This is a genomic window from Mesorhizobium sp. B2-8-3, assembly GCF_006440815.1.
Lineage (GTDB): Bacteria > Pseudomonadota > Alphaproteobacteria > Rhizobiales > Rhizobiaceae > Mesorhizobium.
On sequence record NZ_VFTW01000001.1, the window covers coordinates 474,869 to 500,791 of the forward strand.

Annotated in this window: 26 protein-coding genes; 12 read left to right on the top strand and 14 right to left on the bottom strand. The window is 61.8% G+C overall.

Annotated features, from left to right (window positions below):
- Positions 1-209 precede the first annotated feature (209 nt).
- From FJ418_RS02595 to FJ418_RS02630, 8 genes are all read right to left on the bottom strand, one after another.
- A complete protein-coding gene (locus tag FJ418_RS02595) occupies positions 210-1,949 on the bottom strand; it encodes a VirD2 family relaxase/mobilization nuclease (protein ID WP_140863344.1) in 1,740 nt (579 codons plus the stop codon).
- Positions 1,950-2,192: 243 nt separating this feature from the next.
- Positions 2,193-2,969 (bottom strand): lytic transglycosylase domain-containing protein, encoded by a 777-nt coding sequence (locus FJ418_RS02600; protein WP_140645576.1) that lies wholly within the window; start codon positions 2,967-2,969, stop codon positions 2,193-2,195.
- Complete coding sequence (locus tag FJ418_RS02605) at positions 2,966-3,295, bottom strand: DUF736 family protein (RefSeq protein WP_140784841.1); 330 nt, start codon at positions 3,293-3,295, stop codon at positions 2,966-2,968. Before FJ418_RS02605 ends, FJ418_RS02600 begins: the two co-directional genes overlap by 4 nt.
- A gap of 36 nt (positions 3,296-3,331) precedes the next feature.
- Complete coding sequence (locus FJ418_RS02610; protein ID WP_140863346.1) at positions 3,332-3,877, bottom strand: S26 family signal peptidase; 546 nt, start codon at positions 3,875-3,877, stop codon at positions 3,332-3,334.
- Positions 3,874-4,365, bottom strand: coding sequence for a DUF2840 domain-containing protein (locus tag FJ418_RS02615; RefSeq protein ID WP_140863348.1), 492 nt, complete (start codon positions 4,363-4,365; stop codon positions 3,874-3,876). Before FJ418_RS02615 ends, FJ418_RS02610 begins: the two co-directional genes overlap by 4 nt.
- Positions 4,362-5,417: a replication initiator protein A gene (locus FJ418_RS02620; protein WP_140863350.1), complete on the bottom strand. Its 1,056-nt coding sequence runs from the start codon at positions 5,415-5,417 to the stop codon at positions 4,362-4,364. The genes FJ418_RS02615 and FJ418_RS02620 overlap by 4 nt, the downstream gene beginning before the upstream one ends.
- A gap of 17 nt (positions 5,418-5,434) precedes the next feature.
- Positions 5,435-5,716 carry a helix-turn-helix domain-containing protein gene (locus tag FJ418_RS02625; RefSeq protein ID WP_140863352.1) on the bottom strand — a complete coding sequence of 94 codons (282 nt, stop codon included), beginning with the start codon at positions 5,714-5,716 and terminating at the stop codon, positions 5,435-5,437.
- 292 nt (positions 5,717-6,008) lie between these two features.
- On the bottom strand, positions 6,009-6,335 hold the full coding sequence (locus FJ418_RS02630) for a DUF736 domain-containing protein (RefSeq protein ID WP_176477128.1): 327 nt from the start codon (positions 6,333-6,335) through the stop codon (positions 6,009-6,011).
- Positions 6,336-7,283: 948 nt separating this feature from the next.
- Here FJ418_RS02630 and copC point away from each other — a divergent pair.
- From copC to FJ418_RS02660, 6 genes are all read left to right on the top strand, one after another.
- Positions 7,284-7,652 (top strand): copper homeostasis periplasmic binding protein CopC, encoded by a 369-nt coding sequence (copC, locus tag FJ418_RS02635; RefSeq protein WP_140863354.1) that lies wholly within the window; start codon positions 7,284-7,286, stop codon positions 7,650-7,652.
- Positions 7,649-8,533 (top strand): copper homeostasis membrane protein CopD, encoded by an 885-nt coding sequence (copD, locus tag FJ418_RS02640; protein WP_140863355.1) that lies wholly within the window; start codon positions 7,649-7,651, stop codon positions 8,531-8,533. Before copC ends, copD begins: the two co-directional genes overlap by 4 nt.
- A 321-nt stretch (positions 8,534-8,854) precedes the next feature.
- Positions 8,855-9,349: a DUF305 domain-containing protein gene (locus FJ418_RS02645; protein ID WP_140863357.1), complete on the top strand. Its 495-nt coding sequence runs from the start codon at positions 8,855-8,857 to the stop codon at positions 9,347-9,349.
- A gap of 55 nt (positions 9,350-9,404) precedes the next feature.
- Positions 9,405-10,817, top strand: coding sequence for a YncE family protein (locus FJ418_RS02650; protein WP_140863359.1), 1,413 nt, complete (start codon positions 9,405-9,407; stop codon positions 10,815-10,817).
- Positions 10,818-10,868: 51 nt separating this feature from the next.
- Complete coding sequence (locus tag FJ418_RS02655; RefSeq protein ID WP_140863361.1) at positions 10,869-11,393, top strand: sigma-70 family RNA polymerase sigma factor; 525 nt, start codon at positions 10,869-10,871, stop codon at positions 11,391-11,393.
- The gene (locus FJ418_RS02660; protein WP_140863363.1) at positions 11,390-12,166 is read left to right on the top strand and encodes an anti-sigma factor; all 777 of its coding nucleotides are present in this window, start codon (positions 11,390-11,392) and stop codon (positions 12,164-12,166) included. Before FJ418_RS02655 ends, FJ418_RS02660 begins: the two co-directional genes overlap by 4 nt.
- Positions 12,167-12,386: 220 nt before the next feature.
- Here FJ418_RS02660 and FJ418_RS02665 read toward each other — a convergent pair whose 3' ends face one another.
- The 3 genes from FJ418_RS02665 to FJ418_RS02675 form a co-directional block, all read right to left on the bottom strand.
- The gene (locus tag FJ418_RS02665) at positions 12,387-12,887 is read right to left on the bottom strand and encodes a DUF2285 domain-containing protein (RefSeq protein ID WP_140863365.1); all 501 of its coding nucleotides are present in this window, start codon (positions 12,885-12,887) and stop codon (positions 12,387-12,389) included.
- Between the two features lie 55 nt (positions 12,888-12,942).
- On the bottom strand, positions 12,943-13,143 hold the full coding sequence (locus FJ418_RS02670) for a DUF6499 domain-containing protein (protein ID WP_246682896.1): 201 nt from the start codon (positions 13,141-13,143) through the stop codon (positions 12,943-12,945).
- A gap of 123 nt (positions 13,144-13,266) precedes the next feature.
- Positions 13,267-13,884, bottom strand: coding sequence for a hypothetical protein (locus tag FJ418_RS02675; RefSeq protein WP_246682897.1), 618 nt, complete (start codon positions 13,882-13,884; stop codon positions 13,267-13,269).
- 160 nt (positions 13,885-14,044) lie between these two features.
- On the opposite strand from FJ418_RS02675, the gene FJ418_RS02680 reads away from it, so the two are divergent.
- Positions 14,045-14,305, top strand: a complete 261-nt coding sequence (locus FJ418_RS02680) for a helix-turn-helix transcriptional regulator (RefSeq protein ID WP_224656332.1) — start codon at positions 14,045-14,047, stop codon at positions 14,303-14,305.
- Between the two features lie 66 nt (positions 14,306-14,371).
- Here the strand turns inward: FJ418_RS02680 and FJ418_RS02685 are convergent, their stop codons facing one another.
- The 3 genes from FJ418_RS02685 to FJ418_RS02695 form a co-directional block, all read right to left on the bottom strand.
- Entirely contained in the window at positions 14,372-14,698 is a 327-nt protein-coding gene (locus FJ418_RS02685) for a DUF736 domain-containing protein (protein ID WP_113190782.1), read from the bottom strand.
- 569 nt (positions 14,699-15,267) lie between these two features.
- A complete protein-coding gene (locus FJ418_RS02690) occupies positions 15,268-16,113 on the bottom strand; it encodes a hypothetical protein (protein WP_140863367.1) in 846 nt (281 codons plus the stop codon).
- Between the two features lie 49 nt (positions 16,114-16,162).
- Positions 16,163-16,843, bottom strand: coding sequence for a hypothetical protein (locus FJ418_RS02695; protein WP_140863369.1), 681 nt, complete (start codon positions 16,841-16,843; stop codon positions 16,163-16,165).
- 486 nt (positions 16,844-17,329) lie between these two features.
- Here FJ418_RS02695 and FJ418_RS02700 point away from each other — a divergent pair, with 486 nt between their 5' ends.
- The 5 genes from FJ418_RS02700 to FJ418_RS02720 all read left to right on the top strand — a co-directional run bounded on the left by FJ418_RS02700 (position 17,330) and on the right by FJ418_RS02720 (position 25,859).
- Complete coding sequence (locus FJ418_RS02700) at positions 17,330-18,673, top strand: DUF4365 domain-containing protein (RefSeq protein ID WP_246682898.1); 1,344 nt, start codon at positions 17,330-17,332, stop codon at positions 18,671-18,673.
- Positions 18,670-20,124, top strand: a complete 1,455-nt coding sequence (locus FJ418_RS02705) for a hypothetical protein (protein ID WP_140863370.1) — start codon at positions 18,670-18,672, stop codon at positions 20,122-20,124. Before FJ418_RS02700 ends, FJ418_RS02705 begins: the two co-directional genes overlap by 4 nt.
- Before the next feature lie 278 nt (positions 20,125-20,402).
- Positions 20,403-21,155 (top strand): damage-inducible protein, encoded by a 753-nt coding sequence (locus tag FJ418_RS02710; RefSeq protein WP_140863372.1) that lies wholly within the window; start codon positions 20,403-20,405, stop codon positions 21,153-21,155.
- Positions 21,070-22,590, top strand: coding sequence for a DUF6504 family protein (locus FJ418_RS02715; RefSeq protein ID WP_140863374.1), 1,521 nt, complete (start codon positions 21,070-21,072; stop codon positions 22,588-22,590). Before FJ418_RS02710 ends, FJ418_RS02715 begins: the two co-directional genes overlap by 86 nt.
- On the top strand, positions 22,587-25,859 hold the full coding sequence (locus tag FJ418_RS02720; RefSeq protein ID WP_140863376.1) for an error-prone DNA polymerase: 3,273 nt from the start codon (positions 22,587-22,589) through the stop codon (positions 25,857-25,859). Before FJ418_RS02715 ends, FJ418_RS02720 begins: the two co-directional genes overlap by 4 nt.
- Positions 25,860-25,923: the final 64 nt, after the last annotated feature.

The window sequence follows — 25,923 nt, forward strand, 5'->3', positions numbered from 1 at the left end:
CGTTCGCCCGCCTCCTGCGCGCGCAGGCGCATAAGTGGACGGGCAAGCCGGCGCGATCGACCAGCGCGGCCCGAGGTGCGGCCGAACGCCAAGTCTCCATGCCGCGATTGTGTCGCCGTCGAAGTCGTCAACACCACACTCAGGAAAACCGTGGGGATCTGCTCCCAAGGATTTGGCGGCGGACATGGCAGGATCCATTCTTTCAGCTGCTAGAGACCTAGCCCGCGCTTGCGGGCAAAGCTCCAATCGACATCGCCGTGGCCGCGAGTGCTGCCGCTGACATGCTGGCCAAGGTGCTTCTCGAGCGAAGGCGTCCAGGGCACGAGCTGGAACCCGAGGCCATCATCGATCATGGCGAAACGGCCGGACGCGAGCGCAAAGCGCTGCCTGTAGGTGCCGGACACGGATTCGCCACTTGCCGCACGGTTGAAGGTGCGCCCGGATTGGGTCCCGATCCTGCCGCCCAGCGCATTGAGTTCCCTTCGGCGCAGCGTGTCGATCAAGTTGCCGGCAAAGACGGTCCCGCCCGGCTGCCGCTCAGCCAGCCCTAGTCCGATCAGATGCTCGACGCGCCGATCGAGCGCCTGGCGCACCTCGGCGCCGAAGCCGCCGTCGGAAAGAGCCGCCGCAGGACGGGCAAGCGCCTGCCGGTCGAGCCAGGTTGCCCCCTCAGCAACCACCTGTCTGTCGACATCGAGGTCGGAGCGCACGGCAAGCGCCAGCCGCGGGCGTCCCTGAGCGTCCTCGAATTTGCGCAGTTCGACGATCGCACCCGGCGCACCGTCGCCCGCCGCCTCGAGATCGGCGAGCCGCACGTGATGGCAACGACCGTCGACGCCATCGATGATTGCATAGGCACTGCCGCTCAGTTCGTCATCCAGTCCGCGCTCGATCAGACGGCCGCTAATCGTCTCGCCGATGGTCTCTGCGGCCAGCACATAGCTGGCGCTCGCGCGTTCGATGCCGCGGGCTGAGAATGCGCGATGCAGGCGTTTGATGATATCGGCGCGCTCACCCATCTGGCGCAGCGTCGCCTCGGCTCTCTCGCTGAGGATCCATTGGCCAGGACCGAGTTGCTCGGCGAGGCCCAGCGTTTCCAGCCTGCGTAGCCGCCCGATCTTTGGCGCGATAAATTCGTCAGGCTGGCGATCGGCACGCGGTGCTAGATCGATGACGCCGTTGTCGCGTGCGTCGCGGAGCAACTGGCGGTCCAGCCCGGTCCACCGCTCGGCCTCGACCTGGCGCTCGACATGCCGGCGGACCTCAATATCCGACCGGGGGCCAAGCTCCTGCGTGACGAGCTCGCTGGCGCGATCGCGCATGCCGCGGCTGATGTAGTCGCGCGAGATCACCAGGTCCTGACCGTCGTCGGCCCGTCCGCGCAGGATGACGTGAACATGCGGATTGTCGGTGTTCCAATGGTCGACCGCGATCCAGTCGAGCGACGTGCCGAGATCCTTCTGCATGCGACCCATGAGATCACGGGTGAAGGATTTCAGGTCGGCCATCTCGGGGGCATCCTCGGGCGAGACGATGAAGCGGAAATGATGCCGGTCGCCCTTGCAGCGATCGACGAAATCCGGGATCGACGCATCGTCGACCTCCGGTCCGAACATGCGGGCTTTCGCGTCGTCGCGTGTGACCCCCTCGCGCCGCAGATAGTTGAGGTGGGTCGCCAGCGGCGCGCCACGTTTCGAATGGCGAACCACGCGGGTCTTGATCGTGACGAGGCGGGAGCGGCCGGTGAGGAAGCGATTGGCCTGAAGGCTCGCTGCCGTGCCCCGCCCGAACCGCGAACTGTTGCCTGTCCCGATCCGGCCTGATCGCGACACGCTGCCGCCAGCCTTTTGCGCCGCCGCAAGCGCCTGGGCGACGAAGGGCCGCGACGATTGGGCTCGCGTCGAGCGAATGCGGCCCGGACGGATGCGGAACTCGTGCTCATCGGACACGGCACCCCTCCTCACCTTGCCATTTGCGCAGCGAATACAATGATTTGCATGTTCCCAGCACATTGCCCCGAGCCGCTGCAATGTGCGGGAAGCGGCAAAAAACCCAGAAAATGCAACCAACCGATCGCAGCACAATGTGCGCCCTTTTATCTTGCCATCCCTCGGTTGTTGCCTCGGGCCCTATGCGCCTCAAAGGCTGCGACGTCCAAAGAGATGCCGCGGGGCGATTTGACGGACACTTCGTCATCGCTGCGATGTCCGCACGTCGGAGCCAGCGAACAGTTGGCGCGGCTGCGAACTGGCCGCGAAAAGTTTGCGCACCGGCGGTGACGATGAGACCTCGACAGAAGCGTGTTCGCCGGACGAAAGACCGGAACCGGCCAGGGACCCGGACCGCACTATGAACAGCGGCGCGACCTTCCAAGTGACCGCCTTGGCATGGCCGGCTGTGAGCGCGCCGGGCGCATCACCGCCGCCCCAGAAAGGGCGGAGCTTTGCAACATAGGCCCGGGTTTCAGCCGGCAGCGGGCGGCCCCTCAAGGAAGCTTCGTAGCGCGCCGGCCCCGCATTGTAGGCGGCGAGAAAGCCCGGTGAACCGTATCGATCATAGAGCTCGCGAAGATAGGCGGTGCCGGCAAGGATGTTGTCGTGCGGATCATAGGGATCGCTGCCGAGTTGGTGACGAAAGCGCAGCTCGGCCCAGGTTTCGGGCATGATCTGCATCAGACCCACTGCACCCTTTCGCGACACGGCGCGTGGGTCGCGGGCGCTCTCAAGGTGCATGACTGCCCGTATCCAGAGCTGAGGAACGCGGAAGCGATGCGACGCCTCGGCGATATGCGCGGCATAAGGATCGTCCGCCGATTTGTGGGAGACCGGCGCGGATTGTGCGGCGGCCCCCGTGATCGCGTGGCAGAGGATCAGGGTGCCAGCGACAAGCCAACGTGCTTGCCTCCGACTAGGCAAGCAACTGACGGGACGGCGTTCGTGCGCGCAATTCGGCGCCGACGGCCCGCTCATCGAGCGCGCTCCGGCCGCCATCTCGGCCGGATCCAGCGCAGCGACCAGGAACCGTCGTCGGATCGGAAGAGACCGGCGCGAAAGCGCCGACCAAACAGCGGATCCTCCAGTCGACAAGACAGATAGTCGCCAGCCGTCTGCCCGGTTTCCTTCCAGGCCGCGCCGACCTCGGGGCCGCTGCCATCGCCGATGTGGATGCGGAAATCCGGCGCATTGCCGTTGGACGTCCTGATCGGGACAAGCACCAGCTCGACGTCCACGAGCAGTGTTCGAATGCGTCCGGAGTAACCGCATTCCGTTTCCTGGAAGACGCCGATCTCGGCCATGGACTATCTCCTTCCTCTTGTTGGCTGTGCTGAATTTCAGTTCGCCGGAGCGAGCCAGGTGTAGTGGTCATCGCCCCTCTCGTCGGTCCAAAGCGGCATCGCGCGCCCGACGATCGAACCCACCGGGAAAGGGCCGAAATAGCGGCCGTCGAGGCTGTCCTCGACCTTCCGGTTCATAACGAAGATTTCGTCGGCGGCGATGATGCGGCAGCCCTGCCAGTCAGGCAGCGCCCGCCCCTTGCGATCGCGCTCGAGCGCAGCACCCATCGCAAGTCCGTCCACCGTGATGACGCGACCGATGCGGCAGACTTGCTGTCCTGGAAGCCCTTCAATGTGCTTCAGCATCGGCACACCAAGCGGAAGGAAGCCACGCTTTGCGGCGAACCGGGCGACCCTCTCCGGCGGTTCGATGACAGCGAGCGCGCCGACGGTCGGAGCGCCGACTTTCCTGATCGCATAGAGCCCGATCGGCGCACTGGCCGACGCGTTCCATAACAGCAGCGGCGGCATCTCCACGGCAGCCGGAGCGACCGTCGCGACGACGGCCACAAGCGTCGCGGCTATGCAAGCGGCGCGGCTCACGATGTCGCTCGCTTGCGCAACACAAAGGCCCGGTGCTGCTCGAGCGAATAGGCACACGGGGTTCCGCCGGCAACCAGGCGGTTGTGGGTCTGACGCCAATAGTCAGGGGCGGCGTCGACCGGATCGAGGCCAATCGCCTCGATCGCATCGATCAGTTGGAGAACGCGCTCAACCTTGTCCCAGCCTGCGATCTTGAGCAGGATCTCGCCGCCTGGCCGGATGTAAGGCAGCGTCTGGTAAGGTTCAGCGGGCAAGACAGCGCGCACGATGTCGATGCGCGAAACGATGGTGCCAAAGTCATTCGCCGCCCAGCGCACGAAGGCAAAAATACTGCCCGGCGCAAATCCGGCGACGCGGCGCCGCTTGTCGATTATCGTCTCATGGGCAGGGCGGCCGAAGCGGATGCGGTGCTCGATCCACTTCTCGATCCAGATCAGCTCGACCGTCGTGAGGCCGCCCCGCGGCGTCGATTGGGGAGACGGCGTCATGTGCCGTCTCCCTCGCGCCGCCTAACGCACCGCCGCTTCTGCTCCCCGCCGACAGTCCGCGGCTTGCGCGCAAGAATGTTAGATTGAGAGTTAGATTCTAAGTTAAGAGCGCGATTTTCCGTTTCGGGCCGGTCCCTTAAAGCCGATAGCGGTTCCCGAAAGCACGAGAATGCGGTTCCCGATGGCACGATAGTTCGGGTTCCCGATGGCACGATCCTGTCAACCGATGCCGGCGCCGGTTCGAAAGCCAACAACACACGGCCGCCGGCTTCGACCTCCGTGAAGAGCAGATATCCCGGCAAGGGTTGGCGGCGCACGATGTCACGCAGCTCGAAGGCGAAGCGCTTGAGCGGCGAGAGGCTGCCGGACTTCCGATGCAGGTGGCTGACGTCGAAACGCCAGCCGGCGCGCTGGCGTCCGCCATGCTTGCGCACCAGCCGATAGAGCCAACGCTCCAGGCCGCCGGTCAGCCCGAAATAGGCGCGGTCAATGGTCAGGATCAGCGCGTCGTCCATGACGGCGCGATAGAACCAATCGGGCAGGATCAGTTCGACGCCAAGCGGGCGGCCGTTTCGACCCGAGCGCTCCTGCCATTCATTGATCCACGAGAAGCGATGGCGACGGCCTTCAGCGGGCTGGCGAATGGAGGTGACGACGCTTGTCGACTGCAGGCGATCAAGCGCCGCCTTGAGGCGCAGGTAGTCTCGCTTCGAGACGCCGCGGCCGATGAACGCAAGCATTTCGTATGGCGTCGCGGCCATCAGGCGGGATGTGCGCAATCCGGCGTCCCGCGCGCTGACGATCTGGCTCGCCGCCCAGATCAGGATATCGGCATCCCAGATCGTCGCCATGCCGTGATCGGGCATCGCTTCGACACGGATCGCCACATCGCCGGCGCGAAAGTCGATCGGCGCGACGCGCCTGGATTTGGCGAGGGAAAAGAAGGGATAGGCCATGAGGTCCTGCGCATCGCGTGGCGCGACAACACCGGGCAGCGCCTGGAACAGGTCGAGCTGTTCGCGCTCCATTGGTGGGTGTGGTCGTGCCGACATGGGGGAGATCGGCGAGCTCAGCGCCTTTCGCGCCCGGCATAGGCGATCAGGCGGGCGGCCTGAGGCTTGGCGGGCAGCACCGAACCATGCGGATCGGATGTCGACGTCATGGCGCCGCGCCGAACCCAGGCCTGGAGGTCGTCGACGGCGTAGACGACGCGGCCGCCAAGTTTGCGATAGGCAGGCCCGGTCCCATAGGTGCGGTGTTTTTCCAGGGTGCGCGCAGAAAGACTGAGGAAATGCGCAGCTTCCGAAGTGCGCAGGTAGCGCGGCGGCAGTGGCGCGGCATCGGCGTTCATGAGGTGTCTCCTTCCGGCCGTTGCGGTTGAACGGCGATCGATGGCCAGGATGGAGGAGCAAGGGGATGGTGATCAGGTGCGCAATTGAGGGGCGCTATTTCGCACCGCTAAGAGGTCTTCGGCAGTGCCGCCGACGCGTGCAGCAATATAGCCGCCGCTCAATTATCTTCGCGCCATCGTGCATCAAGCAGCGCATCCTGTAACAGGAACCCAGTCGGATAGACCGGCGGCGCGGACGTCTTTCGCGCGAACAAAGGACGCCTCGCCCGGTCCGGGCGAGGCGTCTGCCAATTCACTCGCTGTTGCGGCGGTTGGGGCGGGACCAGATGAGGCTGTGGCCCTCGCCTTCCTCATCGGCGAAGAGGTTGGCGTAGATCGGAGCGGTGAAGCTCGGGTCGTCCAGCTTGAGCCCGAGATAGTCGCGGCCCTCGTTGGAGCGCTTGGACCAGGCGGCGCCGATCTCAGCCTTGCCGACCACGACGCGGTGGCTTGGTGCGTTCTCGCCGCTGGCCCGGGTATCGGGGACGATGCGCACGCCTTTGGCCTGGACGCTGAGGGTGACGATCTCGCCGGTGAACTCGTTCGCATTGGTCTTCTTGAAGGTCCCGATGGTAGCCATTTTCAGTCTCCGTTCTCGTTTCCGAGCCCGCACCATGCGGCCTCGATGGCGATCGTGAGGCCGAAGGCGACCGCTGCCGCATCGCTTGCGACCACAGCAAAGCGCAGGATGGCGCGGCGCGCGTTTCTTGGTTTCGCGAGGAATGGGCTTCGCCCAGGGGAAGAAACGCGCGACGCGCCATTGCGGCAAAGGCGGTCGAGGCTTCAGCCGTCCTTCGGCCAGATCAGCCCGTTCGAGAGGTCGTTGGTGCCCTCTGTGAAATGGCCGACGGAGGCAATGGCGGCATGCGGGATCAACAATGGTTTGGCGGCCTGTTTCGCCAGCGGATTTCCTGACAGGATTCGGCATGTGCTGCATCGAAGCCTCTTTGCCTCCAGTGCCAAGCCCATGCTCACTTTGAGCGGCTTACTGCTGGGATCGAGATGCCTTCGCCCGCCCTGGCGTCGACGTGTCGTGCTACGGGCGCAAGGCCATTTGGATCGCCCTTCCCGCAGATCTATCATGACGTTTGCTGGACAATTTGGGAGTCGGCGGCGAAAGAAGCTGGATGCCACCTTTTTCGTCGCGCGGCATTGTATTAATGTCTCATTTGGGGCCGGAAGCGGCCTATCATCTTTCGATGCTGACTCTGCGGAAAGCAGCCTTTCGGCAAGCGGCCTCATCTACGCCGTTTATAGGTCACCGACGGCCTCCCAAGAGCTGCCGCTCTTGGCGCATTCAACTGATGGCGAGGTCGGGGCCGCGAACGGACTGGCAGTTTCTGGCGTCCGAAAAGGCGAATAGCGGACGTTCAGCCCGATGGGGCAAGGTCCCAGATTGACCATTGAGGATGTTCGTAGCCTCGCACTGCTAGCTGTCCCTTAAGAATTTCATCACAGTGCGGAATAAACCCGCCGCCCGAATGTCCACGTTTCCGGAACCGCTCCGGCACCCGAAAGGACAACTGGGATGAAACACGCTTCAACTCTTCTGGCGATTAGTGGACTTGGCTGCATTCTGTCCGCTGGCTCCGCTTTCGCACATGCGCATCTTAAGGAGGCTACCCCCGCCGAAATGGCAACGGTGAACACTTCGCCGACGTCGCTAACTCTCGACTTCACCGAAGGACTGAACCTCGCTTTCTCTGGCGTCGAGATCCTGAATGCCTCGGGCGATGAAGTGCAGCACGGCAGACCGACGCTTGCCGGCGATGGCGCGACCTTGGCGGTTTCCTTCCAGTCCGTGCTTGTTCCCGGCACCTATACGGTCAACTGGCATGTCCTTTCGAGCGATGGACACAAGACCCAGGGAAGCTATAGCTTCTCGGTCAGGCCGTGATCGATCCCCAGTGGCTCTGGATCGCTGGCCGTGCCGTTATCGACACAACACTGATGCTGCTTTGGGGATGCTTCGGCTATCTTTCACTGGCTGCGCCGATGCCACTGAAGGCAGCAATCACATACCGTCTCGCAGGACTTTCCGCGTGGTGCGTGACGATCCTCGGCATTGCCGTATTGGTCATTCTTCCGGCGCAGGTTGCTTACGTTGCTGATGGTTGGCACGATGCGGTCGACACCGCGACGGTCCTGTCGTTTCTCACGCTGACAAACGCGGGGAAAGCATGGCTCTTCCTGGGTGGTGGAACCCTGCTGCTTGTTCTGACGCGCTTCCTTATGCCGGGTCGGAGTGCCGAGCTTGCCGCCTTGGCCGGTTTGACGCTGGCCAGTCTCACACTCAGCGGTCACGCCGCTATGAATAGCGGTACGATGCGCACTCTGCACGAAGCCGTCGACATCGTACATGTCCTCTCGGCCGGCGCATGGCTTGGCGGGCTCGTCGGCTTCGTTTCGATACTCCAGGCGACTCGGGACGCTGTACAGCGTCCCCATGCGGCTCGTGCCCTCCGTCGATTCTCGACATTAGGCCATGTCGCTGTTGCATTGGTTCTCTTGAGCGGCGGCGCCAATACTCTGATCGTTGTCGGGCATCTGCCGACCGATTGGCGATCACCTTATCAGGGGAAACTTCTGATCAAGATCGGGCTCGTCATGATCATGACCTTCACCGCCATAGCCAATCGCTACGTCTTCGTCCCCCTTTTGCAGAAAAGGAACGGCTGGGCGGAGACGGCATTGAGGGTCGGAGCCAGCTTCGAAATTTTGCTGGGAGCCGCAGCAATCGCGCTTGTCGCGATATTCGGAACCGAGGACCCCGCCTGACAACAATGTCGCGAGGCTCAACCCCCAAGCCTACGCATTGGGCAATCCGAAAGGATTGTGAAGCGCCCCATCAAATTACCGGGATCGCGAGGTCATCCATCCGATCCTCGGAAGCGTGGCCCACCAGCATTGGCCCGGTCGAGCAGCAGACGACGTCCATGCCCTTCAACCTTTCGCGTCAGGCGAACGACCCGTCCGCAATAAGACCACCCGTTACGCGGGGCAAAAAACATCTCAGAAATATTTGGGTCGCTCGGAATAATCCGCGAAGCTCGTTGTCTACCCTGGTGAACCTCATCGAAAAAAGACCAGGAGATGACAATGACCGCCTTCTTCCGCCGCACCTGCATCCTTGTGCAGACGTCCCTCGTCGTCATCATTTCGGTGTCAGCCTTCGCCCAGGACATCCCGGCCTATCAGCACGAAACCACTGCCGGGACGACCGACGAAAGCCCGTTCCTCCAACAGAACGATGCCGCCATGGTGAAGATGATGAAGGACATGGCTGTCAAGCCGACCGGTGACGTCAATCGCGACTTCACCGAGATGATGATCCCGCACCATCAGGGCGCGGTCGACATGGCCGTGGCCTATCTGCGCTACGGCAGCAGCGAACAGCTCAAGCGCATCGCGCAGGAGATCATCGTCGACCAGCAACAGGAAATCGCGGCAATGCGTATGGCGATCGGTGATCCATTGCCAGCGTCTGAGGCCGCTCCGACGCAGGTCGAAGCGACCAGCAACTCGAGCCCTGACAGGGAGACATCACTCAAGGCTCCGGCCATGCAGATGATGATGACAAGACCTTCCAACTGAAAAGGACTGACACGTGAGACCCAACCTAAAGATCTTTGCTCTTCTTGCTGGCACGATGCTGGCTCCCGCGGGCGCCTTCGCCGGCCAGGCGCCCGGCGCCGCTTCCGATCCCGACGTTCCGATCAGCCACAAGGACCGCATCTACGCGGCCGAGCAGTTTTCCAACACCGTGTCCGTCAGCGACCCGGTCGACAACAGGCTGCTTGGTGTCATCCGGCTCGGCGATCCGCAGCCAGGCAATCTGAGCCCGCTCTACAAGGGACAAGTGCTCGTCCACGGTATGGGCTTCTCGCCCGACCACAAGACCCTCGCGGTCGTTTCCATCGGCTCCAACTCCGTGACGTTCATCGATACCGCGACCAATATGGTGAAGCACACGACCTATGTCGGCCGATCGCCGCATGAAGCCTTCTTTACGCCCGACGGCAAGGAAGTCTGGGTTACGGTCCGCGGCGAGGACTATATCTCCGTCATCGACTCGAACTCTTTCAAGGAAACGACCCGTATCAAGGTTGCTCCAGGCCCAGGCATGCAGATATTCTCCCCGGACGGCAAATACGGCTACATCTGCTCTTCGTTCAACCCGGACGTTGCCGTCGTTGCCGTTGCCGATCATCAGATCGTGGGTCATGTGAAGCAGGCAAGCCCGTTTTGCCCGAACATCGCGGCCTCCGCGGACGGCAAGCAGGTCTGGTTCACTTTGAAGGACATCGGCAAAACGCAGGTCTTCAACGCTGAGGCTCCCTTCAACCTCATCAAGACCCTCGATACCGGACCGATCACCAATCACGTCAATCTCGTCGTCAACAAGAACGGCGGTTTCGCGTATGTGACGGTTGGTGGCCTCAACGAAGTCAAGGTCTTCCGTACCGACAATTTCGAGCAAGTCGCGACTATTCCAGTTGGAAACCTGCCGCACGGCATTTGGCCATCGGGCGATGGTACGCGCGTCTATGTCGGGCTTGAGAACGCCGACCAGTTCGCCGTCATCGACACGCTGACGAACAAGGTGATCGCCAACATTCCAATCGGTCAGGCGCCACAGGCCGTGGCATATGTGCCGAATGCCGTGCCCGAAGGTGACGGAACTCAGAACCTCATGCCGCTCGGCACCGCCGGCGAGGCGGCTCATCTGAAGCTTCTGGCAAAGAAAGCCAAGGACAAGGCGGCGCCGACGAGCGTTACTCTGTTCGACCAGGGCCTCACACAGGTTCTACAGGCGGCGGTCAGCGGTCTCGAGCCGAAAATGCCCTATGTCCTGGCCTTGTCCAAGAAGCCGGATGGCAGCGGCGCGTTGCAAAACCTGTCGGCCTTCATGACCAATCCGGCCGGTTCCGCGATCGTCAACGCGGTTGGCCCAATTCGGCAGATCGTCGAAGCCAGGCATAAGGACGAGAAGCGCTATCTCGTCGTCGCGACCTTAGCCGATGGAAAGCCGGGCGAGGTTGTGCAGGTGCAGCCACAGTGACTTAAATGGCCCGCCAGACTGGCGGGCCATCCTCTGGCGGTAAGGTGCGCTATGGACGATCTCATCCTGGAAGTCGAACCGATGATCCCGGCGCTGCGGCGCTATGCCCGCGGCTTGCTTCATGATCCGACATCCGCCGACGATCTCTTGCAAGATTGTCTCGAGCGGGTGATCACCCATTGGCAGCAGCGTCGAGGCGAACACTCGCGGGCGTGGGTGTTTACCATCTTGCACAATCTTGCGATCAACCGTCTCAGACAGGCTTCTCGCCGTGGTCAACATATCCCTCTGGAGGAAATCAGCGACGATCTGCTGGTGCACAGGGCAACGCAGGAAGATGGCCTCAGAGGAGCAGAAATCATGTCGGCGCTTCAGCAACTGCCCGAGGAACAGCGCAGCGTCCTGTTGTTGATCTCAGTCGAAGACCTCGCCTACGCCGAAGCCGCCGAGGTATTGGCGATCCCGATCGGAACGGTAATGTCGCGGCTGTCACGCGGGCGCGAGCGCCTGCGACAAATCTTGGAAAATCCCGCCTCTGGCGCTAAGCCAGGATCGCACTTGCGGAGAGTGAAATGATTGACAGGCCGGTCACCGAGGACGATCTTCACGCCTATATCGACGGTCGGCTCGACGAGACTCGCAGAGCTGAAGTCGCGGCCTATCTGGAAAGGCATCCGGATGTCGATAGACGATTCGCATCATATTCCGGCCAGCGCGGCACACTGCGCTCCGCGCTTGACCGGGTCATCGAAGAGCCGATCCCGACGCATCTCAACCTGAGACACATGATCGCTTCCCGGCGCCGGAACCGCGGTTCCTCATGGCGACTTGCCGCCGCGGCCGTCCTCTTTCTGTTCGCTGGCGGCTCCGGTGGCTGGTACATGCACGAGATGGTAACTCCCCCACGCGAAGGCGTCGCTGCCCTTGCCCGCGAAGCCTTCGAATCTTATGCCACCTACGCGTCCGACAGGATCAGACCGGTAGAGCTGCGGGCTGACAACATCGCCCAGTTGGTGGACTGGGCGGCTGAGCGCATGGGGCGCAAACCTGTTTTGCCCGACTTGTCGCAGTCCGGCTACAGGTTGATGGGCGGACGGGTCATTTCCACCCCTCACGGCGCTGGGCTGATGCTGATGTACGACAATGACCACGGAATGCGCTTGGTCATGTTGACCCGCCCCATGGCCGTGGACCAGGCAAGAACGATGACGCCGCTTTCGGATGGCAAGGTGGACGGCTGGAGTTGGGCATCGAGCGGAATGGGCTACAGCCTTGTGGGTTCTCTTCCTTCCGAGGCTTTGCACCCCCTTGCCGACGACGTTCGCAGGCAGGTTCAGAACCAGGCTTAGTTGGCCAGTTGTCGAACATGGTCCGCGTTAGGTCAGGCTATCATCGGTCGCTGTCTGCTGAAGTGCAAAACGACCTCCAGCACGGTCACCGATGTCAGCTTTCAGGAAAGGCGAACCTGACTTCAATGTCCGTCATGCGGCGCAAAAACGCCGTTCATTTCAGGATCGTAAGCCTGGGCCTGTAGACAGCGCAATAAAGTGGACCAGGCGGCGGATGCCTTCAGGAATGACGCCGTCGCGCGCGCAGCAATTGGCGATAGCCGCGCTCGACCATCTTCAAGCCGTCGCGCACTAAGCGATGCGTCTGATATCGAAAAGTCGAGTCGTGCCAGTCGGCGGCGCTGACCAGCCGACGGCCGAACAATGCGGTGGCGACTTCAAAATGGGATGCCTGCTCTTCCCGGCCATCGAGGCATCGCAGCATGTGGCCAAGGCGCCGGCGCTGGGCTGCGGTCAAGCGGGCGTCGGGAAGGTGCTGCCTGTGGATCGAGCGGATGAACCGCTCAATGGCTTGCAGCCGGTCGTGCGCCATGCCGTCCAGCGGTATGATGGCGGCAAGCGGTTCGCCTGGCTTCGTGTCGCCAAGAAGCGCCAGTTGCATGCCGCCAAGCGACGAACGCATGTGAAGGCCGACCTCATCATGCGGGCCCACGGCCAACGGTACGTCGAAGGCGCTGCCCTCCCGCGCTTGCAGATCCGGCGGAACCTCGACAAGGTTCACAACCCCAGGGTCGATCTGAGGCGCCCAATAGACGGGCTGCTCGACCGCGGACTGGTCAGGCCTGGCGGCGAAACTGCAAACCCCAGCGCTTGCGCAATGCGCGAATCGCCTTGGCCGAGCGGGAGGCCGCGAAGTCCCGCTGATACTGGGGATTGCGTCGCAGGAACTCCCAGGCAATCTCATCGGCGGCGGCGGCTTTGATAAACGCATATGCCTGTGGGTCACGCCACTGCGATGTATCCGGCTTCATCCGCATCCTTCCCTCCTCAGGGATTTGATAGGAGGACGCGGCTTTGAGCGAAATCCTTGGATTCCGTCATTGACGAATCGATGAGGAGAGATCCAGGCGCCGAGCAGTCAGGCCGAGATTTTGCGATGCCTACTGGCTTGTGCCTTGCAGTGTCTTGAATGTGTTCGTCCAGGCGCGATAGGCGTCATCATCACCCTGGCTCCAGGCACTGAAGGCGCGCCAGGCGGCGAAAGATGATGCGGGCTGCTCGAACATCGAGCCGATCGACTGATCGCCTGCGGGCCAGCCGGCAGGCTGGTCGATTATCGCTTCATGAATGAGACGCCGCAGATCGGCCAAGGCCGAGCGGATTTGCGGCAGCGGAAATTCACACAGGTCGGTGTTGTCATTCGCCTCCCGAACGACGATCGCGAGCTTGGCGATCACGCCCGCAAAGGATTGGGCAGGCGTCGCCGCAATCTCAGCCAACAAGGCGTCAGCCTTTTCAGCGTCGTCCTGCTCTTCCTTGCAGAAATCAAGATAATCTCGGTCGGCGTCAGCCCCCTCCCCGCGCCCGATGACTTCGCCAATAGACAAAAGCGCTCCGCGCTCTAAGAGCGCGTACTCAGCCTGCTGCTGCCGGATGCAAGAGGCCAGCCCCGCAACGTGCGCCTCGATCCAGGCGAGGGACAGGGCAAGCGCTGGATCGGCCGGCGGCTGATCTTCAGCTGCATGGTCGGCAGAAGGCTCAGGACGCTCAGCGGTCAACGGAGATCGGGCTCCCGTCCAAGCGTGACGGAAGGCAAAGTCGTGGTATTGTCGGAATCAGCCATGATCCGAGCTCCACACAGCTTGGCTTTGGTCAGGTCGAAAAGGGTGTTCGCGCACCCTCTTCGACCGCAAGTTCGAGACAGGGGTAATATACAAATTGATTGAGGTCAATCATAATATTGGAGACAAGGCAGCGAATTTCAGCGCCGAGCAGTGCCGCGGCGCACGTGCAATGTTGGGATGGAGCCAAGATGATCTGGCCCGCGCGGCCACCGTCGCGCGGCAGACAATCGCTGATTTCGAACGCGGTGCGCGGACTCCGATTGCAAACAATATATTAGCGATCGTGAATGCGCTTGAAAGAGCTGGCATTGAAGTACTTCCTAACAATGGGATTCTGTTGCGAAAGAGCAGCTGATCGCGGTTCCATTACCGTCGAACGCCAAAGCCCGTCCGACCGGAGTCGAACGGGCTCGCTTGACAGTTACTCGCCGTTGCGGCGGTTGGGGCGGGACCAGATCAGGCTGTGGCCCTCGCCTTCCTCGTCAGCGAAGAGGTTGGCGTAGATCGGGGCGGTGAAGCTCGGATCGTCCAGCTTGAGTCCGAGATAATCGCGGCCCTCGTTGGAGCGCTTGGACCAGGCGGCGCCGATCTCGGCCTTGCCGACCACGACGCGGTGGCTTGGTGCGTTCTCGCCGCTGGCCCGGGTGTCGGGGACGATGCGCACGCCTTTGGCCTGGACGCTGAGGGTGACGATCTCGCCGGTGAACTCGTTCGCATTGGTCTTCTTGAAGGTCCCGATGGTAGCCATTTTCAGTCTCCGTTTTTCGTTTCCGAGCCCGCACCATGCGGCCTCGATGGCGATCGTGAGGCCGAAGGCGACCGCTGCCGCATCGCTTGCGACCACAGCAAAGCGCAGGATGGCGCGGCGCGCGTTTCTTGGTTTCGCGAGGAATGGGCTTCGCCCAGGGGAAGAAACGCGCGACGCGCCATTGCGGCATAGGCGATCGAGGCTTCAGCCGTCCTTCGGCCAGATCAGCCCGTTCCAGAGGTCGTTGGTGCGCACTGAGAAATGGAAGACGGAGACGATGGGTTCATCTGCGATTAAAGAGATGGTGTGAACTGTTTCGCCGGTGCTGGTGTTACCACGGCCTGACATGTGCTGCATCAGAGCCTGAATTCATCTAGCGATCGCGGATGGGATCAGCCGCAACCCGACCGTCCCCTGTCGGAGGGAGTTCAGCTGATTGCTGCCATTCGGCAACCGAAAAGATCGGCTGTGCTCCTACCGAAAAGCGTTGAGTACCGTTTGTGTACGTCTGGCTCTGCCTGACTTCAGTGGAACGCTGGGCGAGGTTGAACGCTTGGCCGCAGTTTGCGCTAGTCGGACCAGGGAATCACCTGGGTCCTAAAAAACTCGGTGCGGTTCATGATGAGGTCGGTCGCATGCTTTGCCATAGGGTCTACGACCGTAGCCAGAAACGCTTCCAAGGCCTTCAGATGAACGAAGGTCAGCATAAACGTGCCAGTTAGCATGGCAGACCTCAATTCGCGTTTGAAGGTGATGTAATCTACCAACTTTGGAGCTGGTGCTGGCTCAGACGAGTCGATTAGAAATAAGTCGCTCGTCGTCACGACAAGCGGGAAGAAAAGCCAGATCACCGAGTCTGTTCGATGTGCCTTCATTGAGTCGAGAGCTTTTTTGCGCGCGGCAAATGCCTTGACCATCGGGAAGAAGGTGGCGTCGTAAAGCCCGCCGTGATTAGCGTGCCAACCTCCACCTTTTCGATCAATTCGGCAGAACTGAACAGCTTTCCAGTCGATCTTGGTCTCGTTAAAGACTTTGTCGAATCCCAGATGTCGGTAGGCTGGAACCTCCCTATAGGTAGTCAGTTTGGTCACCTCCGCGAGCTTTGACATTTTGTATTCGAAGGGGAATAAGAACTCGCGGGGGGCGTTGTTTCGGTCGGCGCCATGCTTTGGTCGCGCAACGAATACCAGCGGATTTGAGGAGTTTTTACACTCGATGATGTACTCAACATAGGCAGCAAGCTTTTCCTTTTCATTATAGCCCACTCGCTGGATGCCCTGAACGTCCATCTCCCGAGACTTACCTTCGTCGGGATCCTCAAACGCCACGTTAGTATTGACGTGAATTCCGCGCTGTTCCAGCTGCGTGGCGACTGCCTGCTCCATAAGGTAACCAGATTCGTTCATGGCAACCATGATTTCGTCTACGCTAGGTGTGTTCGATCCCACGGTTTAGAAGTCCCTCTTACTGGATGGCGATTCCGCGAAGTTCCGATGCCTTCGGAGCGCCCGGCAAGTGTCCAGTGTAATGCAGCATCAACTCGGCGATGGCCTGCTTTATCAGCACAAAGACCCGGTGCATGTGGTCGTAAGAGATGGTCACCGGCTCACCTGCTTTGACCATGTCGCCCATGACCTTCAATTTCGCGTAGTCGACCGCAGAGATGATGCCCTTATTGTGAATGACGGAATTGCGAAGAATGCGAAAGTCGCCCATTGCGTCGAGCTTCACTTCGTCCGGGTTTACTCCTCTGACCTTCGCGATCTGCGGGCGAATTTCCTCATCCCAATATGCAAAGACAAATACGATGATAGACCAGCAAATTTGCTGATGGTTGAAACCGGATGCGCTGTTGGAGGAGAGAAAGTTTTCGGCGGCAATAATGCGGTGGTGGATCACTTCCGGGCGAGATGGGTCTTCAAAGCTCGCAAACATAACAACCTCTTGCCCGTCCTCGATTTTGGTGCCGTCCCGTCGCAGCTGGCGCGAGACCTGCCTCTCGATGCGCGCCGTGTTGCCCTGAAAACCGGACAGGCAATCCATATACACGCCGACCTGTGCGTTTACGAAATCAATGAATCCTCGAAGGATCGGGAGCTCTGCTACCGCCTTGTCGAAATCGAAAGCTTGGGAGTTGATCGGCATTATCTTCTGCTAGATTGGGTATGATTACTGCTTAGAAGGAGGTGGGCACTCGGCTGAGATTACAACCCCACAAATCATAACCCGTATCAGCCCCAAGATGCAGGCGCGACCGTGCGCTTTCGGGTTAACCTGGCCGCCATCATTCATAAATTTTTCTCTGAATACCGCTGAGGTCGCGGATAGAGAGTTCCGCGACACCGCCCGAGGATTTGTCCAACGACAGAACTCTTTTCCATCACGCCAACGAAACCGCTCAAGGATGACGACACTCTGTGACGATAGCGGTTCTCTCAGTGTCCGATGTAACGTCCACAATGTCGGCCATTACCCCCTCAAAATCTTTGTCGATTGATTGAAAGTTAGTGTAGCCGATTTGACCGTTTACTGCGAACGCGGTCTCCACAAGCCTCAGTAGCAGGCTCGCCGATTTGTCCGCCCCTGTGAAAAGCGGGTGCAAACAAGAATCTCATGGGGGCCGTTCGCATAATGTTCTATAATGCGGGGATGGCAAAAACTATCACCCCGAATCAACTCCTCGGCCAGATCGGCGAGACCGCAGTTCAATTGCGGTTTCTCACGATAGGATTCCAATTCGACGTCCGCTCACGGCTCGAAGCAGGAATCGATGGCATCGCCGAAGTGATGATCGAGGGCCAGCCCTCCGCCCGAATGATTGCTGTTCAGGTCAAGGCAACCGAGTCCGGCACGTACACGTCGGAGGACGCGAACGGCTTTGCCTATCTCTTACGGAGCGAAGACCTCGCGTACTGGCGCGGTGCCAATCTGCCGATCATTCTTGTTCTCTACCGCAGAAGTGACGAGAGCTACTATTGGAAGGAAGTCCTTGGAGGCGCGGCGCCGGGCGAGCGGCGGTTGCACTTCGACAAGCAGCAGGACGTGCTCGACACTAATGCTGTCGACAGGCTTGCCGCTCTTACAATTCCCAAAACGGGCTTCGGCTACTTCGTTCCACCGCTTGGCGGCGGTGAGGAAGCGCTCGTCAATATATTACCTGTGACCCTTCCGGATGAAGTGTTTGTCACGACTACCGCGTACACCGCAAAGCAAGCCGCGGCGATGCTGCTGGCGGCAGAGGAGCCTGCGCGATTTGATTGGGTGATCAAAGGTAGTGCATTCTGGTCCTTCCACGATCCGCGAACTTCATCATGCGATCAAATCGTCGACCTTGATCAGGTGGAGGCTATTGAAGTGGAACATCTGGCGTTCCACGAGGACCTCGACGAGAGAAACAATTTCGCTTTCCTGCTAGCCCAAACCCTTCGGCATCAAATACGAGCCGACCTCGGGTGGGACAAAGAGGGCAGGCTTTTTTATTTCAGGGCGCGCGCCGAGAACGAATCGCGCGCCTATCACTACCAAGCCTCGAAGAAGAAGGCTGAAGCCGACGTCGTCAATGTCGTTCGCAACAAATCAGACGTTGCTCGCGTCGACTTTGTGAGGCACCACGCGTTCGTTCCGAGGTTCGAACTCCTCTACGACCATTGGTTCCTGGTCATCAATCCAACCTATTTCTTTACCACCAACGGCTTCATTCCACACTCCTACCCAAGCGCGCTTCTTGCGGGCAAGAAGCGGCTGGATAAGAGCGCATCGCTGCGGGGACAGGTCATCATGTGGCATCGTTTCCTCACCGAAGCGGACCGTAATGCAGATGATCTTTTCGCCATTGCCACCACTGATCCGCGCCTGACATTTGGTGATCCGCCGACGGTAGAACTCCCGACCAAGGTGCCCGAAGACGTTTGGGGTGCGCAGAAGAAGGCGAGTGATGACGAAGACAGCAATCAAGAACTGCTGAGGTTCGCATGAAGTTCGACACCAAGATCTTCGAAGAGCCACTGTTGGAATTTGGCGACCAACATCAACACCCCGATCCTCGCCTCGGACTTTTCGAGGCCGGTCCCCTTCAGACGCCCTTTGGCGACGTGATCAACATCGCGGTCGTCGGCAGCCAGAAGACCATTGAAGATTCCCGTGACTTTCTTGAAGCCGCCAGTTTCGGGTTCGCCGGGAAGTCTGAAAAACATCCCAACATGCATCCGCCGTTTCCGGGCCTTGGCAATCGCAATCCTTTCCGGTGCCGGTTCGAAATTCCCGACGGCGCCGTCGCGGCCATTCCGCAGGCACGCATCGAGCGAATCAGAAAAGAGCCTCATCACGGCAAAGCCGTCGAGATGGCGGTAGATGAAATCATCCAGCAGTTGCAGGCCCTCGACGAGGGCAGCAGTCGGCCCGACGTCGCGATCATCGCTCTTCCGGTAGAACTCATCGAGCGCGTCTGGAACGCTAAGGTCGATTCCGACGCTACCGTGGAGCAGGAGGACAGCGGAGGCTCGGATGCTCCCAACTTCCGCGGCTTGCTCAAAGCGAAAGCGATGCACTTCCGGTTTCCCATTCAGATCGTGTGGGAAGATGTGCTCGACGAGCGGGCCGTCATCCCTCTCAAGATCAAGGAGAGCAGTGCCCGTCAGATACAGGACCAAGCGGGACGAACATGGAATCTGCTCACCACCCTGTACTACAAAGGGTCAGGGCGCGTCCCATGGCGCCGCGCTCCTCAAGAAGGTGAGTTCTCCTCCTGCTACATCGGCGTTAGCTTCTACCGCGAGGCCGGTGGCCAGCAGCTTTTTACGAGCGCTGCTCAAATGTTCGATGAGCGAGGCAGGGGGTTCATTCTCAAAGGAAAGGGCGCACAAACCGAGAGCCGGGGAAGGCATCCTTACCTCACGCGAGACGATGCAAAGTCGCTCATCGCCGACGCGCTGGCTGCGTACAAAAAGCATCACATGAATTATCCGGCGCGCGTCATCGTTCTGAAAACATCAAAGTTTCGCGACCAAGAGGCCGACGGGATTTTTGACGCTCTCGACGAGGTAGGGACCGAGCTCCGCGATTTGGTCTGGGTGCAAGAATCGTCATTTGTGAAGGTCTTCCGCGATGGCAACTACCCTGTCATGCGCGGCACATTCGTGGAACTCGACGGCAAAGGGCTGCTCTACACAAACGGCAGCATTCCTTACTACGGGACTTACCCCGGTATATATGACCCAAAGCCTCTGTTGATCTGTCCCTATAAGTCCAGCGATAGCACGGTAGCCCAGATCGCGAACGAGATTCTCGGCCTGACCAAAGTCAATTGGAATTCCACCCAGATGAACCAAAAGCTGCCAATCCCTATCAGGGCAGCGCGCAAGGTCGGAGAAGTGCTGAAGTATGTCAGCGACGGACAGGTGAGTTCCGACTATCGCAAGTACATTTGATCCGATTTTTCGACATGTTTGTGCCGCCCCGGCTAACGCCGGCCGGGCTGTATTTCACTTTCTCTCGACCTACGCCACTTCGCGGTTTCGTCCCATACGGGTGACTGTCCCTTGCGGAAGACCAGGGCGTGCAGTGCGCGGTCTCCTAAGGTCCGTGCCTTCGGCTTGTGCGCTTGGGGCGCGTAGCGGTGACCCATACCCACTTGACTCTACCAAGCAATAGTAGAACAAATAGAGAACATGCTTATATAGACTTTCCTGGAGGTTAACGACCCATCTTGCGGCCGGAGCCCGGCATAGATGCCTTGCGCGCACGGATCGAAAAGATCGAGGGCCGGAGCCGGCGCGTGAGATCGGTGCTTCCTTTCGGGATCGCCGAGCTGGATTCGCGGCTCCCGGGCGGTGGACTGGCGCTCGGCGCGCTGCATGAAATCGCCGGCGGTGGAAATGGCGCCATTGATGGCGCGGCCGCGGCGCTGTTCGCCGGCGGTGTGGCGGCGCGCACGCGCGGCAAGGTCTTGTGGTGCATCACCCGGCCCGACCTGTTCGCTCCGGCGCTGGCGCAGGCCGGCCTGAAACCGGATCGCGTCATCTATGTCGAGGCCGGCGACGACAAGACAATTCTCGCCTGTATGGAGGAAGGCATCCGACATGGCGGCCTGGGCGCGGTGGTCGGTGAGGTTGCGCGCCTGACAATAACGGCCTCTCGGCGGCTGCAGCTTGCCGCCGAAGAAACCCACACGATCGGAATCGCGCTGCGGAGATGGCGGCGGCAGACGGAGGCGGCCGATTTCGGCCAGCCGACGGCCGCCATGACGCGCTGGCGTGTCTCGGTTCTGCCCTCCGCGCCGCTGCCCGTGCCAGGCGTCGGCCGACACCGATGGCTCGTCGAATTGATCCGCGCCCGTGCGGGCGAAAGTGCCGATTTCGAATTGGAGGCGTGCGATGGCACGGGTCGTCTCGCTGTTCCTGCCGACCTGGCCGACCGACAGGGTGCGGCGGAAGGCCGGCAACGCGGCGCCGCCGGCTGAGGCCCCGCTCGTGTTGATCGGCCGCGACAAGAGCCGGCGCGTGGTGCTCGCGGCCGATGCCGCGGCGCTCGCCGCTGGCCTGCGCCCCGGGATGCCCGTGACGAAGGCGCAGGCGCTGGTGCCGGGCCTTGCGATCCAGGACGCCGATCCGCAGGCGGATGCCGAAGCGCTCGAGCGGCTCGCCGTCTGGATGCTTCGATTTGCGCCGATCGTCGCGCCCGATCCGCCCGGCGGGATCGTCATCGACACCACAGGCGCGGACCATCTCCATGGCGGCGAGGCCGCCATGCTGGAGGGCATGGTTGGGCGTCTGGCGATGTCCGGCATCGTCACGCGCGCGGCGGTCGCGGACAGCTGGGGCGCGGCGCATGCGCTGGCACGGTATGGCGGGCGAGACATGTTCATCGCGCCACCCGGCCACGACCAATCGATTGTAGAACCGCTTGCGCTAGAGGCGCTGCGGATCGCGCCTTCGACGGCGGCCGAACTTCGAAGGCTCGGCTTCCAACGGATCGGCGATCTCCTGAAACAGCCGCGCGCGCCGCTTGCCCTGCGCTTCGGCCCGGAGATCGGCCGCCGCATCGATCAGGCTCTTGGCAACACAGCCGAGCCGATCGACCCGGTGCGGCCGCCGGACATCGTCGAAGTGCGCCGTGCCTTCGCCGAGCCGATCGGCGCGGCCGAGACAATTGCGCGCTACATCGGCAAACTGGTCGCCCAGCTCTGCAGCTTAATGGAGCAGCGCGGCCTCGGCGCGCGCCGTCTTGATCTCATCTGCCAGCGCGTCGACAGCCAGGCCCAGGCGGTCCGTGCCGGCATGGCGATGCCGGTCCGGGACGTCAAGCGGCTCACCCGGTTGCTTTGCGACAAGGTCGAGACCATCGCACCGGGCTTCGGTATCGAGATGATGATCTTGGCGGCGACATCGGCCGAACCCCTGGAGCGCAGCCAGGCCGTGAGCTCGCTTGTCGAGGAAAGCGTGCCGGACGTGTCCGACCTCATCGATACGCTGATGAACCGCGTCGGCGAGCGCGCCGTCTACCGGCTTGCGCCTGTCGCCAGCGACGTGCCGGAGCGTTCGGTTGCCAAGATTCCGGCAACGGCCGCCGATACGTGCGCGAGTTGGCCAGGCCACTGGCCACGGCCATCGCGCCTGCTGCCGCAGCCGGATCCGGTCGAGACGGTAGCGCTGTTACCCGACCATCCGCCGGTGTCCTTCACCTGGCGCGGGGTGCGCCGGCGCGTGAAGCGCGCGGACGGTCCGGAGCGGGTCTTCGGCGAATGGTGGAAGCGCGACGCCGAGTCGGTGGCGGTGCGCGATTATTTCCGGGTCGAGGACGACGCCGGCGAGCGCTACTGGCTCTTTCGCGCCGGCGATGGCGAGGATGCGGCGACGGGCTCGCACCGGTGGTTCCTGCATGGAGTGTTCGGATGAGCGGCGTCCGTTATGCCGAGCTGCAGGTCACCTCGCATTTCAGCTTCCTGCGCGGCGCCTCCTCGGCCGAGGAGTTGTTTTCACAGGCAGCCCTGCTCGGCATCGAGGCGCTCGCCGTCGTCGACCGCAACAGCCTCGCCGGCATCGTGCGCGCCCATGAGGCGGCCAAGACCACCGGCGTGCGCCTCATCGTCGGTTGCCGCCTCGACCTCACCGACGGCATATCGCTGCTGGTCTATCCAACCGACCGCGACGGCTACTCCCGGCTATGCCGGCTGCTCTCGCTCGGCAAGGGACGCGCCGGAAAGGGAAAATGCCATCTGGAATGGAGCGATGTCGTCGCCTATGGCGAAGGCCTCATCGCCGTGCTTTTGCCCGATCTGGCCGATGAGACCTTGGCGCTGCGCCTGCGGCATCTGCGCGAGGCATTCGGCGACCGCGCTTATATGGCGTTGACGCTGAGGCGCCGGCCCAACGATCAGCTTCGCATCCATGACCTGGCCACGCTTGCCCTCAAGATGAAGGTACCGTCCGTCGTCGCCAACGACGTGCTCTTCCATGAGCCGGGCCGCCGCATCCTGCAAGACCTGGTCACCGCAATCCGGCACAATGTCACCATCGACGCGCTCGGCGAGCGCCGCGAGCGGCATGCCGACCGTCACTTCAAGCCGCCGCAGGAAATGCACCGGCTTTTTGCACGCTATCCCGAGGCGTTGGCGCGCACGATCGAGATTGCCGATCGCTGCCGGTTCTCCCTCGACGAGCTTGCCTACCAATATCCGGAGGAGCGGGACGATCCATCGCTGACACCGCAGCAGGCGCTGGAAAAGCTGACATGGCAGGGCGCCGCGACGCGCTACCCGGACGGCGTGCCGGACGGTGTCGTCCGCTCGCTGCGCCACGAATTGCGATTGATCGAGAAGCTCGACTATGCACCCTACTTCCTGACCGTGAACGCGATCGTGCGCTTCGCGCGGTCGAAGGACATCCTTTGCCAGGGCCGCGGCTCCGCCGCCAATTCGGCGGTCTGCTATGTGCTCGGCATCACCTCGATTGATCCCGGCCGCAACGATCTTCTGTTCGAGCGTTTCGTCTCCGAGGAGCGCCGCGAGCCACCCGACATCGACGTCGATTTCGAGCATGAGCGGCGCGAGATCGTCATGCAGTGGGTGTTCGACACCTATGGACGCGACCACGCGGCATTATGTTCGACGGTGGTGCGCTACCGCACTAAGGGGGCGCTGCGCGATGTCGGCAAGGCGCTCGGCCTGCCGGAGGATCTCATCCGCACGCTCTCCGGCCAGGTCTGGGGCTGGTCCGAGGAGGGCGTCGAACAGCGGCAGGTCGAGGAACTCAATCTCAACTTCGCCGATCGCCGCCTCCGGCTGACGCTCGACCTCGCGCGTCAGCTGATGGGCGCGCCGCGTCACCTCAGCCAGCACCCGGGCGGCTTCGTGCTCACCCATGACCGTCTCGACGATCTGGTGCCGATCGAACCGGCGAGCATGAAGGACCGGCAGGTGATCGAATGGGACAAGGACGATATCGACGCGCTCAAATTCATGAAGGTCGACGTGCTGGCGCTCGGCATGCTGACCTGCATGAAGAAAGGCTTCGATCTGCTCGCCGACTGCAAGGACATCCGGCTCGACCTTGCCACCATCCCGGCGGAGGACCCGCGCACCTACGCCATGATCAGGAAGGCCGATACGCTCGGCACCTTCCAGATCGAGAGCCGTGCGCAGATGTCGATGCTGCCGCGGCTGAAGCCAAGGACCTTTTACGATCTCGTGGTGCAGGTCGCGATCGTGCGCCCCGGGCCGATCCAGGGCGACATGGTCCACCCCTATCTTCGCCGCCGGGAAGGCATCGAGCCGGTGCATTACCCGAAGCCCGAACTCGAGAAGGTGCTTGGCAAGACGCTGGGCGTGCCGCTGTTCCAGGAGCAGGCGATGCGGGTTGCCATCGAATGCGCGGGCTTCACGCCGGGCGAAGCGGACATGCTTCGCAAGTCGATGGCCACCTTCAAGTTCACCGGCGGCGTTTCGTCCTTCAAGGCGAAGCTGATCGACGGGATGGTGGACAATGGATACGAGCGCGCCTTCGCCGAGCAGACCTTCAAGCAGCTCGAAGGCTTCGGCTCCTACGGTTTTCCGGAGAGCCACGCGGCTTCCTTCGCGCTGATCGCCTATGCCTCGGCCTGGCTCAAATGCTGGCACCCCGACGTCTTCTGCGCGGCGCTGCTGAACAGCCAGCCGATGGGCTTCTACGCGCCGGCGCAGATCGTGCGCGACGCTGCCGCGCACGGGATCGAGATCCGGCCGGCCTGCGTCAACGCCTCGCGTTGGGACTGCACGCTCGAGCCCGTCGCCGACGACGGCCGCTTCGCCGTCCGGCTTGGGTTGCGCATGGTGCGCGGTCTGGCAAATGCCCACGCAAGCATGATCGTCGCCACGCGCGCCGACCAGCCGTTCGCCTCCATTGACGATCTGTGGCGCCGCGCCGGCGTGCCGCAGGCAGCACTTGTCCATCTCGCCGAGGCGGACGCGTTCCGGCCAGCGCTTGGTCTCGCCCGGCGCGAGGCGCTGTGGGCGATCAAGGCCCTGCGCGACGAGCCCCTGCCCCTGTTTGCGGCCGCATCGGCTCGTGAAGCGGAGTTGGTGCCCGAGATCAACGAACCGGCGGTGGCGCTTCGGCCGATGACGGCGGGCGGCGAGGTCGTGGAAGACTACCGCCACATAGGCTTGACGCTGCGCAGCCATCCGATCTCTTTCCTGCGCGAAGATCTTCGTCGCCGCCGCATCGTTTCTTGCGCAGAGGCGATGGAGGCGCGCGACGGCCGCTGGCTGGAAGCGGCAGGCATAGTGCTCGTCCGGCAGCGGCCGGGCTCGGCCAAGGGCGTGATGTTCATCACCCTTGAGGACGAGACCGGCATCGCGAACCTCGTCGTCTGGGCCAAAGTGTTCGAGCAGCACCGGCGCACGGTTCTGTCGGCGGGCATGATCGCGGTAAGGGGCCGCATCCAGCGTGAGGGCGAAGTGGTCCACCTCGTGGGCCGCAAGATCAGCGATCTATCAGCCGAGCTCGCCGGCGTCGGCGAACGCGAGGGCAGCTTTCCCGTGCCGCACGCCCGCGGCGACCAGGTGCGCAATGGCGGCTCGGCACCCGATCCGCGCGAGCTGCCGCCCAAGGGGCTGCGCAGCCGCGACATCTACATACCCGACCTCCACATCGACAACATCAAGGTCAAGACGCGGGATTTCAGGTGAAACGCCGAATTTCTGGCCCGGCTCAGGATCGCAGGACGACCCAAAGCGTTACAGATCGAACGTC

Coding starts and splice junctions, on each gene's coding strand:
- FJ418_RS02600 (WP_140645576.1), bottom strand. CDS start 2,969: ATGAGCGGGCCGTCGGCGCCGAATTGCGCGCACGAACGCCGTCCCGTC.
- FJ418_RS02605 (WP_140784841.1), bottom strand. CDS start 3,295: ATGGCCGAGATCGGCGTCTTCCAGGAAACGGAATGCGGTTACTCCGGA.
- FJ418_RS02615 (WP_140863348.1), bottom strand. CDS start 4,365: ATGACGCCGTCTCCCCAATCGACGCCGCGGGGCGGCCTCACGACGGTC.
- FJ418_RS02620 (WP_140863350.1), bottom strand. CDS start 5,417: ATGTCGGCACGACCACACCCACCAATGGAGCGCGAACAGCTCGACCTG.
- FJ418_RS02625 (WP_140863352.1), bottom strand. CDS start 5,716: ATGAACGCCGATGCCGCGCCACTGCCGCCGCGCTACCTGCGCACTTCG.
- FJ418_RS02630 (WP_176477128.1), bottom strand. CDS start 6,335: ATGGCTACCATCGGGACCTTCAAGAAGACCAATGCGAACGAGTTCACC.
- copC (WP_140863354.1), top strand. CDS start 7,284: ATGAAACACGCTTCAACTCTTCTGGCGATTAGTGGACTTGGCTGCATT.
- FJ418_RS02645 (WP_140863357.1), top strand. CDS start 8,855: ATGACCGCCTTCTTCCGCCGCACCTGCATCCTTGTGCAGACGTCCCTC.
- FJ418_RS02650 (WP_140863359.1), top strand. CDS start 9,405: ATGCTGGCTCCCGCGGGCGCCTTCGCCGGCCAGGCGCCCGGCGCCGCT.
- FJ418_RS02655 (WP_140863361.1), top strand. CDS start 10,869: ATGGACGATCTCATCCTGGAAGTCGAACCGATGATCCCGGCGCTGCGG.
- FJ418_RS02660 (WP_140863363.1), top strand. CDS start 11,390: ATGATTGACAGGCCGGTCACCGAGGACGATCTTCACGCCTATATCGAC.
- FJ418_RS02670 (WP_246682896.1), bottom strand. CDS start 13,143: ATGCGGATGAAGCCGGATACATCGCAGTGGCGTGACCCACAGGCATAT.
- FJ418_RS02685 (WP_113190782.1), bottom strand. CDS start 14,698: ATGGCTACCATCGGGACCTTCAAGAAGACCAATGCGAACGAGTTCACC.
- FJ418_RS02690 (WP_140863367.1), bottom strand. CDS start 16,113: ATGGTTGCCATGAACGAATCTGGTTACCTTATGGAGCAGGCAGTCGCC.
- FJ418_RS02695 (WP_140863369.1), bottom strand. CDS start 16,843: ATGCCGATCAACTCCCAAGCTTTCGATTTCGACAAGGCGGTAGCAGAG.
- FJ418_RS02700 (WP_246682898.1), top strand. CDS start 17,330: ATGTTCTATAATGCGGGGATGGCAAAAACTATCACCCCGAATCAACTC.
- FJ418_RS02705 (WP_140863370.1), top strand. CDS start 18,670: ATGAAGTTCGACACCAAGATCTTCGAAGAGCCACTGTTGGAATTTGGC.
- FJ418_RS02715 (WP_140863374.1), top strand. CDS start 21,070: ATGGCACGGGTCGTCTCGCTGTTCCTGCCGACCTGGCCGACCGACAGG.
- FJ418_RS02720 (WP_140863376.1), top strand. CDS start 22,587: ATGAGCGGCGTCCGTTATGCCGAGCTGCAGGTCACCTCGCATTTCAGC.